This window comes from Pseudomonas sp. ASL8, assembly GCF_056680355.1.
The window spans coordinates 4,326,328-4,338,984 of the sequence record NZ_CM155278.1 but is presented as its reverse complement, the minus strand read 5'-3'; the positions used below and the strand labels follow the sequence as shown (position 1 = coordinate 4,338,984).

Annotated in this window: 11 protein-coding genes; 6 read left to right on the top strand and 5 right to left on the bottom strand. The window is 58.9% G+C overall.

The window, feature by feature from the left end; translation table 11 throughout:
• The first annotated feature begins 13 nt into the window (after positions 1-13).
• From AC1MEA_RS19870 to AC1MEA_RS19850, 5 genes are read left to right on the top strand one after another with little or no spacing between them, the layout of a single operon-like run.
• Complete coding sequence (locus AC1MEA_RS19870; RefSeq protein ID WP_219059808.1) at positions 14-1,117, top strand: ABC transporter ATP-binding protein; 1,104 nt, start codon at positions 14-16, stop codon at positions 1,115-1,117.
• Between the two features lie 18 nt (positions 1,118-1,135).
• Positions 1,136-2,617: a mannitol dehydrogenase family protein gene (locus AC1MEA_RS19865; RefSeq protein ID WP_219059809.1), complete on the top strand. Its 1,482-nt coding sequence runs from the start codon at positions 1,136-1,138 to the stop codon at positions 2,615-2,617.
• Between the two features lie 7 nt (positions 2,618-2,624).
• Positions 2,625-4,106 carry a xylulokinase gene (xylB, locus tag AC1MEA_RS19860; RefSeq protein WP_480417150.1) on the top strand — a complete coding sequence of 494 codons (1,482 nt, stop codon included), beginning with the start codon at positions 2,625-2,627 and terminating at the stop codon, positions 4,104-4,106.
• A 15-nt stretch (positions 4,107-4,121) separates the two neighbouring features.
• Complete coding sequence (locus AC1MEA_RS19855) at positions 4,122-5,060, top strand: carbohydrate kinase family protein (RefSeq protein ID WP_480417149.1); 939 nt, start codon at positions 4,122-4,124, stop codon at positions 5,058-5,060.
• The gene (locus tag AC1MEA_RS19850) at positions 5,057-5,383 is read left to right on the top strand and encodes a chorismate mutase (RefSeq protein WP_480417148.1); all 327 of its coding nucleotides are present in this window, start codon (positions 5,057-5,059) and stop codon (positions 5,381-5,383) included. The genes AC1MEA_RS19855 and AC1MEA_RS19850 overlap by 4 nt, the downstream gene beginning before the upstream one ends.
• A 94-nt stretch (positions 5,384-5,477) precedes the next feature.
• Here AC1MEA_RS19850 and AC1MEA_RS19845 read toward each other — a convergent pair whose 3' ends face one another.
• Positions 5,478-6,182 (bottom strand): YebC/PmpR family DNA-binding transcriptional regulator, encoded by a 705-nt coding sequence (locus AC1MEA_RS19845; RefSeq protein ID WP_219059813.1) that lies wholly within the window; start codon positions 6,180-6,182, stop codon positions 5,478-5,480.
• Positions 6,183-6,481: 299 nt separating this feature from the next.
• Here AC1MEA_RS19845 and AC1MEA_RS19840 point away from each other — a divergent pair, with 299 nt between their 5' ends.
• The gene (locus AC1MEA_RS19840) at positions 6,482-8,650 is read left to right on the top strand and encodes a type VI secretion system Vgr family protein (RefSeq protein WP_219059814.1); all 2,169 of its coding nucleotides are present in this window, start codon (positions 6,482-6,484) and stop codon (positions 8,648-8,650) included.
• 15 nt (positions 8,651-8,665) lie between these two features.
• Here the strand turns inward: AC1MEA_RS19840 and AC1MEA_RS19835 are convergent, their stop codons facing one another.
• The 4 genes from AC1MEA_RS19835 to AC1MEA_RS19820 form a co-directional block, all read right to left on the bottom strand.
• Complete coding sequence (locus tag AC1MEA_RS19835; RefSeq protein WP_219059815.1) at positions 8,666-9,439, bottom strand: enoyl-CoA hydratase; 774 nt, start codon at positions 9,437-9,439, stop codon at positions 8,666-8,668.
• 90 nt (positions 9,440-9,529) lie between these two features.
• On the bottom strand, positions 9,530-10,657 hold the full coding sequence (locus AC1MEA_RS19830; RefSeq protein WP_219059816.1) for an acyl-CoA dehydrogenase: 1,128 nt from the start codon (positions 10,655-10,657) through the stop codon (positions 9,530-9,532).
• A gap of 21 nt (positions 10,658-10,678) precedes the next feature.
• Complete coding sequence (locus AC1MEA_RS19825) at positions 10,679-11,869, bottom strand: acetyl-CoA C-acyltransferase (protein ID WP_480417147.1); 1,191 nt, start codon at positions 11,867-11,869, stop codon at positions 10,679-10,681.
• A 14-nt stretch (positions 11,870-11,883) separates the two neighbouring features.
• Positions 11,884-12,651, bottom strand: coding sequence for an SDR family NAD(P)-dependent oxidoreductase (locus AC1MEA_RS19820; RefSeq protein WP_219059818.1), 768 nt, complete (start codon positions 12,649-12,651; stop codon positions 11,884-11,886).
• Between the last annotated feature and the right edge of the window lie 6 nt (positions 12,652-12,657).

Genomic DNA, 12,657 nt, shown 5'->3' with positions numbered 1-12,657 from the left:
AACGGAGGCCACCATGGCTAACCTGAGTATCAGAAACTTGCAAAAAGGCTTCGACGGCCATGCCATCATCAAGGGCATTGATCTGGACGTTCGCGACCGTGAATTCGTGGTTTTCGTCGGTCCGTCCGGCTGCGGCAAATCCACGCTATTGCGGCTGATCGCCGGGCTTGAAGAAGTCACCGCCGGTACCATCGAGCTCGATGGGCGAGACATCACCCAGGTCAGCCCGGCCAAGCGCGACCTGGCCATGGTGTTTCAGACTTATGCCCTGTATCCGCACATGACCGTGCGCAAGAACATGTCGTTCGCCCTTGATCTGGCAGGGGGAAATAAAGCCGATATCGAGCGCAAAGTCAGCGAAGCGGCGCGCATCCTGCAACTGGAACCGCTGCTGGAGCGTAAACCCAAACAGCTTTCCGGCGGTCAACGTCAGCGCGTGGCCATCGGCCGGGCAATTGTGCGCAACCCGAAAATATTCCTGTTCGATGAACCCCTCTCCAACCTCGACGCAGCGTTGCGCGTGCAAACACGTCTGGAGCTGTCACGCCTGCATAAAGAGCTGAAGGCGACAATGATCTACGTGACCCACGATCAGGTCGAAGCCATGACCCTGGCCGACAAGGTCGTGGTCCTCAACGGCGGCAAGGTTGAACAAGTCGGCTCGCCGCTGGAGCTGTACCACCATCCAGCCAACCTGTTCGTTGCAGGCTTTCTGGGCACGCCGAAAATGGGCTTTCTCAAGGGCACCATCAGCCGCGTCGACCGCCATGGCTGCGAAGTCACCCTGGACGCCGGCGCCACAATCAACCTGCCATTGGCCGGTGCCAGCCTGAGCGTCGGTAGCGCCGTGACCTTGGGTATTCGCCCGGAACACTTGAACATCGCCAGGGACGGAGACTGCCAGATGCAGGTAATCGCCGATGTCAGCGAGCGTCTGGGCAGCGACACGTATTGTCATGTGCGCACCTCATCAGGTGAAGCCTTGACCCTGCGTATCCGCGGAGATCTGGCCAGCAAGTATGGCGAGACCCTGAACCTGCACCTGGACAGCACCCACTGCCATTTGTTCAACGCTCAGGGCCTGGTGATCACCAGCGCTTTACAGGCCGCCGCTTAAACATTCGAGACCGCCCTCATGAAACTGAACAAGCAGAACCTTTCACAACTCCCCGCCACCGTCGCTCGCCCGCTCTACAGCCCGGCCGACACTCGTCAGGGGATCGCCCACATCGGCGTTGGCGGCTTTCACCGTGCACATCAGGCGTTCTACACCGACGCACTGATGAACCTCGGCGAAGGCCATGACTGGAGTATCTGCGGGATTGGCTTGCGTCCGGAAGATCGCGCCGTGCGTGACGCCCTCGCCGAGCAAGACTACCTCTATACGCTCTGTGAACTCGGCGATACCGACGACACCGAAACCCGGATCATCGGTTCCATCAGCAACATGTTGCTGGCTGAAGACGGCGTGCAGCCGCTGATCGACAAGCTGGCCAGCCCTGAGATTCGGATTGTTTCACTGACGATCACCGAAGGTGGCTACTGCATCGACGACAGCAACGGTCAATTCATGGCGCACTTGCCGCAAATTCAACATGATCTTGCGTACCCGACTGCGCCGAAAACCGTGTTCGGCCTGCTCTGCGCGGCCCTGGCAATACGCCGCGCGAACGCCCTTCCCGCCTTTACCGTAATGTCTTGCGATAACCTGCCACATAACGGCACCGTCGCACGCAAGGCGTTGCTGGCTTTCGCTGCCCTGCGAGATGCCGATCTGCACGACTGGATTGCCGCTAACGTCAGCTTCCCCAACGCCATGGTCGACCGCATCACCCCCATGACCACCACCGCTCAGCGACTCCAGGTACACGATGAATACGGTGTCGATGATGCCTGGCCGGTGGTCTGCGAACCGTTTGTGCAATGGGTGCTGGAGGATGACTTCGTGAGCGGCCGCCCGGCCTGGGAAAAGGTCGGCGTGCAGTTCACCAGCGACGTGACCCCCTACGAAGAGATGAAAATCAAGTTACTCAACGGCAGTCACCTTGCACTGACCTATCTGGGCTTTTTGCAGGGCTATCGCTTCGTCCACGAGACCATGAACGACCCGTTGTACGTGCAATTCGTACGCGCCTACATGGACCTGGATGTCACGCCACAATTGTCTTCAGTGCCCGGGATCGACCTGGAAGGCTACAAGGACACATTGATCGAGCGCTTCTCCAACCAGGCGATTGCCGATCAGTTGGCGCGGGTCTGCTCCGACGGCTCGTCGAAATTCCCCAAGTTCACCGTGCCGACCATCAACCGCCTGATTCTTGATAAAGGCAACCTCGACCGTGCGTCTCTGGTGGTGGCGGCCTGGGCCATATACCTCAAGGGCGTGGATGAAGCCGGCAACACGTACCCCATCGCCGACCCCAGGGCAGAATTCTGCCGGGCGTTGGTCGCCGACGATGTCTTGATCACTCAGCGTTTGCTGGAGGTTGTAGAAATCTTTGGCACGGCGATTCCACAGTCCGCCGAATTTGTCGCCGCGTTCGAACATAACCTCAACAGCTTGCGTGAACTGGGCGTGCGCAAGACCCTGGAAAACCTGCTGGCCAAATCCGTCTGAGGTGAACATGTTTCTCGGTATTGATTGCGGCACCCAGGGCACCAAGGCCATCGTGCTCAATGCAGTCAGCGGCAACGTGCTTGGCCAAGGCGCCGCGCCGCACAGCCTGATCAGCGCTGCCAATGGTCGGCGCGAGCAGGATGTGCAGCAATGGCTGGCGGCGTTCGAGCAGGCCACCCGTGATGCGCTGGCGGAGGCCGGCATCAGCGGCTTGCAGATCCAGGCCATCGGCGTTTCCGGACAGCAACACGGCCTGGTTCTACTGGATCAGCAAGGCGAAGTGTTGCGCCCGGCCAAACTGTGGTGCGACACCGAATCCACCCCGGAAAACAACCGATTACTGGACTATCTCGGCGGCGAAGCCGGCTCTCTCGCGCGTCTCGGTGTTGCCATCGCACCGGGTTACACGGTCTCAAAGCTGCTGTGGACCCTGGAGCACCATCCTGAGCTTTTCGCACGCATCGACAAGATTTTGCTGCCTCACGACTACCTCAACTACTGGCTGACCGGACGCTGTTGCAGCGAATTCGGCGACGCCTCCGGCACCGGCTATTTCAACGTACGCACGCGTAGTTGGGACGTGGCACTACTTGAGCATATCGACCCCAGTGGCCGCTTGAGCCGCGCCTTGCCTACGCTGATCGACGCACAGCAGGCCGTGGGCACGATTCGTCCACAGATCGCCCAGCTACTGGGGCTAAATCCGGACGCTATTGTCGCCAGTGGTGGTGGCGATAACATGATGGGCGCCATCGGCACCGGCAATATCCAACCCGGCTCGATCACCATGAGCCTGGGTTCCTCGGGCACTGTCTACGCCTACGCGGACCAGCCACAGGTCAGCGACCAAGCCTCGGTGGCGACCTTCTGTTCTTCCTCGGGGGGGTGGCTGCCGTTGATTTGCACCATGAACCTGACCAATGCCACCAGCGCCATACGCGAACTGTTTGCCTTGGACATCGACAGCTTCAACCGCGCGATAGCCCAGGCGCCGATCGGTGCCGAAGGCGTGCTGATGCTGCCCTTCCTCAATGGCGAACGTGTACCCGCCCTGCCTCACGCCACCGGCAGTATTCTGGGGCTTAACAGCACCAACCTGAGCCAGGCCAACCTGTGCCGTGCAGTGATCGAAGGCACCACCTTTGGTTTGCGCTACGGCCTGGACCTGCTGCGTGCCAATGGCATCAAGAGTGAGACGGTCCGCTTGATCGGCGGCGGCGCTAAAAGCGCGATCTGGCGGCAAATCGTCGCGAATGTCATGGACACCCCGGTCATCTGCACCGCACACAGTGAAGCCGCCGCACTCGGCGCGGCTATTCAGGCCGCATGGTGCTGGTCCGCAGAAAACGGACAAAGTCAGAGCTTGCAGGCATTGTGTCAGCGCTGCGTGAGCCTCGACGCCAGCAGCGAAACCCGACCAATCCCCGAGAATGTCATTGCTTATCAGCAGGTCTACGACCGCTATCGTCATTATTTACGGGCACTTTAAGGCCGTGGAGTAACTATGTTTTTAGTCTGTGGCGAAGCGCTGTTCGATTTTTTCAGTCAGCCAGACAACAACGGGCAGAGCAACAAAGTGGGCTTTCAGGCCATTGCGGGTGGCTCGCCGTTCAACGTCGCGGTGGGCCTGCGCCGCCTGGGCGTTGATGCGGCTTTTTTTGCAGGGATTTCCACCGATTATCTGGGCCGTCGTCTGCGCACGGTGCTCGACGAGGAAGGTGTGCAGCCTGATTACCTGATCGACTTCGACGCGCCAACCACCTTGGCGATGGTCGCTGTGGGGGCCGACGGCTCGCCGCACTACAGCTTTCGCGGTGAAGGGTGCGCGGACCGGCAATTGCAGGTTCAGCACCTACCAACGCTGGATGAGCGCGTGCGCGGTATTCACATCGGTTCATTCTCGCTGGTGGTGCAACCCATTGCCGACACGCTGTTGGCGCTGATCGAACGTGAAAGCGACCAGCGTCTGATCACACTCGACCCCAACGTACGCCTCAATCCGGAGCCCGATATCGAACGTTGGCGAGAACAGATCGACGCCTTTGCCGAGCATGCCCACATCATCAAGGTCAGCGATGAAGACCTGAACCTGCTGTACCCGGATCGCGACCCACACAGCATTGCCCAGAGCTGGTTGAACAAACGCTGCCAACTGGTCTTCCTCACCCGAGGCAGCAAAGGCGCCAGCGTCTTCACTCGCCAGCATGGAAACTGGTCGGTACCCGCCCATGAAATCATCACTGCCGATACCGTGGGCGCAGGCGACACGTTCCAGGCCGCACTGATTACCTTTCTCAGCGAACGGCAACTTGATAGCCCACGCGGATTGAAACAGCTGTCCAGAGCGCTTATCGACGCAATGCTTAACTTCGCCGTCGCGGCCGCGGCGCTGACCTGCACAAAGGTCGGCCCGGATCTACCTTATCGAGATCAATTAGCATGAATGAGCAAGCCACCAACCGGATTGTCGACTGCAAGAGCATCGATCAGGTCCGCGAAAATATCGATCAGATTGATCGCGACATCGTCACGCTCTTGGCCAAGCGCGGCGCCTACGTAGAACAGGCGGCCCATTTCAAAAAAACCACCGATGACGTAAAAGCCCCACAAAGGGTCGAGCAGGTCATTGCCAAGGTGGTTTCATTATCCATGGAGCTGGGCGCCAACCCGGCAGTGACAGAGCAAGTCTATAGGGCGATGATTAGCACGTTTATCAATCAGGAGCTGATGGCACACGCGGAGATTCAGAAACCGGCCTCGCGCTGAACACAGGGCGGCAGATACAGGCAAGCTTGCTCCCCACTGTGCCGGGAGCAGGCTTGCCTGAAGAGGGGTGTATCAGGCAAACCGATTCAACGGGTTAGCCTGCCAACCCTACATACACATTCTGCACATCGTCATGGCCATCGATGGCTTCAAGAAACGCTTCGACTTCAGCCATTTGCTCGTCGCTCAGGCCATCAACGGTGCTTTTTGGGCGATAACCCAGCTGTGCGGACTGCACGATAAAGCCGAACTCAGGCAGTGCCTTGCAAACGGCATCCAGATCGGTCAACTCGGTGAGGAACAGGGTGGCGCCGTCTTCTCCGGGTTCGAAATCCTGAGCACCCGCCTCGATGGCCGCTAATTCAGCATCCGCGTCCGGTGTGGCGGGAACGGCCTCGATCAGGCCCTGATGATTGAAGTCCCAGGAAACAGAACCGGCGGCCCCCAGTTGCCCTTTGCGGAACAACACACGGATTTCCGAGACGGTACGGTTGATGTTGTCGGTCAGGCACTCGATGATCACCGGGACACGGTGCGGCGCAAAACCTTCGTAGGTCAGACGCTCGAACGTCACGCCCTCACCCAGCAAGCCAGCGCCTTTTTTGATAGCGCGCTCGAGGGTTTCGCGAGGCATCGAGGCCTTTTTCGCCTGCTCGACAACCAGTCGCAGACGCGGGTTCATGTCAGGATCAGCGCCAGCACGCGCAGCGATCATGATTTCCTTGGACAGCTTGCCAAAAATCCGCCCTTTAGCGTTGGATGCTGCTTCTTTATGCTTGACCTTCCACTGTGCGCCCATGCTTGTTCTCTTGATCCGTGACTGTTAACTGCCCCTCTCTGTCAGCAGGCAGCTGACAGCTGAGGCGGCATAACGCTGAAAATGAAGGGTATTTTATACGCGATAACGCCAGATGAAACCCCCTGCTATCAAGCCATTGATCGAACGAGGTTGATCCCGGACAGGAAAACCCTGGCTTGCGCCTGCAACACCAATACCTGAGTTGTAGTCCTTTTCCGAAAAATGGCTTAACGATGACTTTCGTCACTGGCATTCCGTACCCTCTGCACCCTTGATGCTTTAAGACCGAGGATGCGCGGATGAGCCGAGACAATAGAACGCTGACGACCCTGACCATCGCCCATTGCGAGTTGGCGCTACAGGTCATCAGCTTCAAGGGCCACGAAGCCTTGAATGAACCCTATCGTTTCGACATTGACCTGATCAGCCCAAACCCGCACCTGGACTTCGGCCCCCTGCTCTCGCGCAGCGCCTATCTGTCCTTCGACGCACTAAACAATAGCGTGGACAACAAAGGTATTCATGGGCTGATCGCTGGCGCCTGCCTGCTCTATGCGGGTACCAGCTTGAGCCATTACCGCATTCATCTGGCGCCCAGGATGCACGTGCTGCAGCAGCGCAGTCATCGACGGATTTTTCAGGCATTGAGCGTGCCGCAGATCATCGCTCAACTCCTTGAAGAACATGGTATCGACGATGACAGCTACCGTTTCGAGCAGATGGTCGGGCTGTATCCGCCACGGTCAATGTGTGTTCAATACGACGAAAGCGATCTGCATCTGCTGCAACGCCTGTGCGAAGAAGAAGGCATCCACTACCACTTCGAACACCGCCACAACGGCCACGTACTGATTTTTGCCGATGATCCGGGCAGCTTTCCCGAGCAGCCAACGCCGATCCGGTTCCATATGAACGATGGCCGCGCTGCATCCCCGGCGACGATAAGCCATATGGCCAAACGTTTTTCCATTCCGCCCAGCTACAGCAGCCAGGGCCCGGCCCCCATCGATCAACCCTCAATAATGACCGGGGACAACATCCGTTATGCGCCAGCCAGTGACCCTGCCGTCAATCAGCCTTGCGAATCCTTTCGCCGTGTCGATCAGTCGACCCCTGAAGACGCCCGAACAAGGCAACTGAGCGAGCGCACACTGGAGCGTTTGCGTTGCGAGAGACGCCTGGTACACGGTCACAGCAATCAGCCCGCGCCGGTCAGTGGCCGGATTCAGCAAGTGTTTGGTCATCCCGACAACCTGTTCAATGATCAGTGGCTACTGACTGAAGTCCACCATGCAGGCAAACAACTGCAGTTGCTGAACGGCTTCGACCCGCTCGATATCGCTGCGATATTCGATCATGATCCACCTCGTGGCAGAAAATGGTGGGAATCCACGGATCATCCTCCCGGGGTTATGCCGGGCACAGGGATCGCACCCTTCAATCAAGGCTATCGCACCCATTTTCGGGCTATCCCGTGGACCCAGCCTTTTCGGCCGCAGCTCAAACACTGCAAACCGCAGATTCCTGATGGTCAGACGGTCACATTGGTCGGCGTCGATGAGCACCCTGTTCAGCGCGATGAACACGGCCAGATTCAGGTCAGGTTTCACTGGCATGCAGACGTCAACTGCTGGGTACCGCTGGCCAGTCAAGGCAAACCGAATGACAGCAACGCGCCCGAATTAACCGGGGGTTCGCACATGCGAGTGCGTTATTTCGACAATGACCCGGATCGGCCAGTGGTCTGCGGTAACCCGATTGAAGTCACCGATACGAAGGCGCAGCCAACACGGATCCGAGTTGACGGTCGCCCTCTGGAACCCGTGTCCGAGCGCATTCATTTAAGTGCTGGCCAAGCACTACACGCGGATGCCGGTCATTCGCTGACGCTGAACACACTCCACACCCGTATTGAGCTGCGACGTGAGAGTATCCAGGTAACAGGCCCACAAAGCCTCTCCAAGGGCTCGGATCAAGCCATTGAACGGTTTCAGGACGCTCCGATCCCAGGCACCGCTGTGTGTCGCGAAGATCGGTCGCCCTACGGACAACCTTCACTGTCTGGCATCGACCTGCGTCTGACCGAAGAACCCGGCCTGCTTGGGCAGCCCTTGGCGCATCGTATCTGGTACATCGTGCGCATGGACGCACCCAGCCTGAAGAATCTGGCACGCCTGGAGCCGCAGCATTTTCTATTCGACGGCAAGACCGATCACCAAGGATTTCTAGGCCTGGACCAGGAACAGCTTCAGCAGTTGGCTGCGGAGTACCGAAAAACCCCGCAACGACTGTGTCTGGTGCACCCCGGCTCCTGCCAGCCGCTGTCGCAGTACTTCCAGCAAAACTGGACATCGCAACAGCTTCTAGCGTTCAGCAGCCCCACGGCCACTGCGGAGCCTGCGCCACCCTCGCCGGCATCTGCACCCGCCGATTTGAGCGCACTGTTCCAATGGGTGAGCCGGCCTTAGCCGCACAAAGGGCGATTAACGACCCTTGAACAGAGGCTCACGTTTTTCAATGAACGCCGCCATGCCTTCTTTCTGATCCTGTGTGGCGAAGGCCGCATGGAATACCCGGCGCTCGAAACGGATGCCTTCAGACAGACTGACTTCAAAGGCCCGATTGACGCTTTCCTTGACCATCATTGCCACAGGCAAGGATTTGGCGGCGATTTCAGCGGCCACTTTCAGCGCTTCGTCCAGCAGATCATCGACCGGCAGTACTCGCGCTACCAGTCCCGAGCGCTCGGCTTCCACGGCATCGATCAGTCGCCCGCTGAGGCACATCTCCATCGCCTTGGCCTTGCCCACGGCGCGCGTCAGACGTTGAGTCCCGCCCATGCCCGGCAGAACACCCAACTTAATCTCCGGCTGGCCGAATTTCGCGTTATCGCCCGCCAAAATGAAATCGCACATCAGCGCCAGCTCGCAGCCGCCGCCCAACGCGAAACCGGCTACGGCCGCAATCATCGGTTTACGTCGACTGGCGACGCGGTCGCTGTCCGAAAACAGGTCATCCAGGTAAATCTGTGGATAGGTCAGCTCAACCATTTCCTTGATATCAGCGCCAGCGGCGAAGGCTTTTTTCGAGCCTGTCAGCACAATACAGCCGATATCGCGATTGGCGTCCAACACGTCCAGCGCCTGGTTCAATTCACTGACCAACTGCGCATTAAGGGCATTCAGCGCCTGCGGACGGTTCAGGGTAATCAATCCGACGCGACCTCGGATCTCCATTAAAATAGTTTCATAACCCATTGATATATATCCTTAATTTTATAAATAACAGAAAACGTCAAATCAAACAAAACACATCAATATTCGAATACAACCTCATGATAAATAACACTAAAGACTTCTAGAGATAACCATTCTCTGAATATCACTGGTGCCTTCATAAATCTGACAGACACGGACGTCGCGGTAAATACGTTCCAGCGGGAAATCACTGAGGTAACCATAACCACCCAGTGTTTGCAGCGCGCTAGAGCACACTTTTTCGGCCATTTCCGAGGCGAACAGTTTGGCCATAGAGGCCTCAACCAGCGCCGGTTTACCACTGTCACGCAGGGCCGCTGCGTAATGCACCATTTGCCGCGCAACCGCGATTGAGGTCGCCATGTCAGCCAGCCGGAACGCCACGGCCTGGTGCTCGATCAGTGACTTGCCAAAACTTTCACGCTCCTTGGCGTAATCACGCGCGACTTCAAATGCCGCACGAGCCATGCCGACCGATTGCGATGCAATGCCGACACGCCCGCCCTCGAGGTTGGCCAACGCGATTTTGTAGCCCTCACCTTCTTCGCCCAAACGCTGTTCGACCGGGACTTTAACGTCTTCAAACAGAATCTGGCAGGTGTCGGAGGCGTGCTGGCCGAGCTTGTCCTCGACCCGCGCAACTTTATAACCGGGCGAGTCGGTCGGCACGATAAAGGCGCTGATCCCACGTTTCCCCGCACTGGGGTCGGTCACGGCGAACACGATCACCACCCCCGCGTTTTGCCCGGAGGTGATGAACTGCTTGCAGCCGTTGAGCACGTAATGATCGCCTTCACGACGGGCGCGGGTGCGCAGGCTGCTGGCGTCGGAACCGGCCTGAGGCTCAGTCAGGGCAAAGGCCCCAAGCATGGCGCCGCTGGCCAGGGGTCGAAGAAAGCGCTCTTTCTGCTGATCGTTGCCGAATTTGAGAATCGGCACACAACCCACCGAATTGTGCACGCTCATGATGGTCGAGCAGGCGCCATCGCCAGCCGCGATCTCTTCCAGAGCCATGGCGTAAGCCAGATAACCCGTATCGCAGCCACCCCATTGCTCAGGCACCAGCATGCCGAAGAAGCCCAGTTCAGCCATCTCGCCGATGGCCTGGCGCGGAAACGAATGGTCGCGATCCCATTGCGCGGCAAACGGTCTGAGCCGCTCTTGGGCGAACTGACGGGCCGCGTCACTGATCTGCTGTTGTTCTTCTGTGGGTAGCATGACTTTTCCTCGTGAACCATCTCAGTACAGGCATTCGACCGCAATGGCTGTCGCTTCGCCGCCGCCAATGCACACGGCGGCTACGCCACGGTGCAGGCCTTTTTGACGCAGGGCCGACAGCAGCGTGACCAGAATCCGTGCACCCGAGGCGCCAATCGGATGACCCAGGGCGCAGGCGCCGCCATGGATGTTGACCTTGCTGTGGGGCAGTTCCAGCTTGCTCATGGTCACCAGCGCGACCACCGCGAACGCTTCATTGACTTCGAACAGGTCCACTTCGTCCAGCGACCAACCGGTCTTGCCCATCAGTTTTTTGATCGCGCCCACTGGCGCGGTCGGGAACAACCCAGGCTCGTCAGCGAAAGCTGCATGGCCACGGATCACCGCCAGCGGCTTGAGCCCACGTGCCAGTGCTTCTGATTGACGCATCAGCATCAGCGCCGCAGCACCGTCGGAGATCGAGCTGGAGTTGGCCGCCGTCACCGTGCCGCCTTCGCGGAATGCCGGTTTCAGGGTAGGAATCTTGTCCAACCGAGCCTTGGGCGGCTGTTCATCGTCGCTGATCAGGCGTTGCTCCTTGCCCACTGTGACCTGCACCGGGACGATTTCGGCCGCAAAACTGCCACTGCTGATCGCGTGTTGCGCCCGCGTCAGGGAATTAATGGCAAAGTCGTCCTGCGCTTCACGGCTAAAGCTATTGGTTTCGGCGCAGTCCTCGGCGAAAGTGCCCATTAGCCGGCCCTTGTCGTAGGCATCTTCGAGGCCATCAAGGAACATGTGGTCGATCACCCGGCCATGCCCCATGCGATAGCCGCTGCGCGCCCGGTCCAGCAGATACGGTGAGTTGGACATGCTTTCCATGCCGCCAGCGACCACGACTTTCGCGCTGCCAGCGAGCAGCAGGTCATGGGCCAGAATCGTCGCCTGCATGCCCGAACCGCACATTTTGTTCAGCGTGGTGCACAGGGTCGACTTACTCAGCCCCGCACCCAGTGCCGCTTGCCGGGCAGGCGCCTGCCCCAGCCCTGCCGAGAGCACACAGCCAAACAGCACTTCTTCCACATCCTGCGGTGCAACGGCGGCGCGCTCAACGGCGGCACGAATGGCTGCCGCGCCCAATTGTGGCGCGGTCAGGCCTTTGAAATCGCCCTGAAAGGCACCCATTGGGGTGCGCACGGCACTGACGATAACAATTGGATCTTGAAGGGTCATAACTAGCTCCTCAGCTACTTGGCTGCCATACGCAAGGCACCGTCGAGACGGATCACCTCGCCATTGAGCATGCTGTTTTCAATAATATGCCGAACCAGCGCAGCGAACTCTTCGGGCTTGCCCAAACGCGGTGGAAACGGTACGCCCGCCGCCAGGGAATCACGCACTTGCGGGGTCATACCAGCCATCATCGGCGTTTCGAAAATACCGGGGGCGATGGTCATCACGCGGATGCCGAAGCGCGCCAGTTCACGGGCGGCAGGCAAGGTCAGGCTGACGATGGCGCCCTTGGACGCGGCATAAGCGGCCTGACCAATCTGCCCGTCGTAGGCGGCCGCCGACGCGGTATTAATGATTACACCGCGCTCGCCACCCTCACCCGCTTCAGTCTCAGCGATGGCCGCCGCCGCCAAGCGCAGCAGGTTGAAGCTGCCGATCAAGTTGACGCCGATCACCCGGCTGAAGCTGTCCAGCCCGTGCGGGCCATTTTTGCCAAGGATTTTTTCAGCGCCGACCACGCCGGCGCAATTGACCAGCCCGTGCAGCCCGCCAAAAGCTTCAACCGCCGCATCAACGGCAGCTTGTGCAGGGGCTTCCTGGCTGACATCGGCGACTGACCAACGCGCCTGCGCGCCGAGTTTTTCAGCCTGAGCAGCCACGGCCTCTGCATTCATGTCCACCAACATGACCTTCGCACCCGCCGCGACCAGCATCTGCGCGGTGGCTGCACCGAGGCCAGAGGCGCCGCCACTGACCAGAAACACCTTGTCTTGGATCTGCATAAAATT

Bases quoted from the DNA above. Each gene is read 5' to 3' on its own strand.
- AC1MEA_RS19870 (WP_219059808.1), top strand. From the start codon at position 14: ATGGCTAACCTGAGTATCAGAAACTTGCAAAAAGGCTTCGACGGCCAT.
- AC1MEA_RS19865 (WP_219059809.1), top strand. From the start codon at position 1,136: ATGAAACTGAACAAGCAGAACCTTTCACAACTCCCCGCCACCGTCGCT.
- xylB (WP_480417150.1), top strand. From the start codon at position 2,625: ATGTTTCTCGGTATTGATTGCGGCACCCAGGGCACCAAGGCCATCGTG.
- AC1MEA_RS19855 (WP_480417149.1), top strand. From the start codon at position 4,122: ATGTTTTTAGTCTGTGGCGAAGCGCTGTTCGATTTTTTCAGTCAGCCA.
- AC1MEA_RS19850 (WP_480417148.1), top strand. From the start codon at position 5,057: ATGAATGAGCAAGCCACCAACCGGATTGTCGACTGCAAGAGCATCGAT.
- AC1MEA_RS19845 (WP_219059813.1), bottom strand. From the start codon at position 6,182: ATGGGCGCACAGTGGAAGGTCAAGCATAAAGAAGCAGCATCCAACGCT.
- AC1MEA_RS19840 (WP_219059814.1), top strand. From the start codon at position 6,482: ATGAGCCGAGACAATAGAACGCTGACGACCCTGACCATCGCCCATTGC.
- AC1MEA_RS19835 (WP_219059815.1), bottom strand. From the start codon at position 9,439: ATGGGTTATGAAACTATTTTAATGGAGATCCGAGGTCGCGTCGGATTG.
- AC1MEA_RS19830 (WP_219059816.1), bottom strand. From the start codon at position 10,657: ATGCTACCCACAGAAGAACAACAGCAGATCAGTGACGCGGCCCGTCAG.
- AC1MEA_RS19825 (WP_480417147.1), bottom strand. From the start codon at position 11,869: ATGACCCTTCAAGATCCAATTGTTATCGTCAGTGCCGTGCGCACCCCA.
- AC1MEA_RS19820 (WP_219059818.1), bottom strand. From the start codon at position 12,651: ATGCAGATCCAAGACAAGGTGTTTCTGGTCAGTGGCGGCGCCTCTGGC.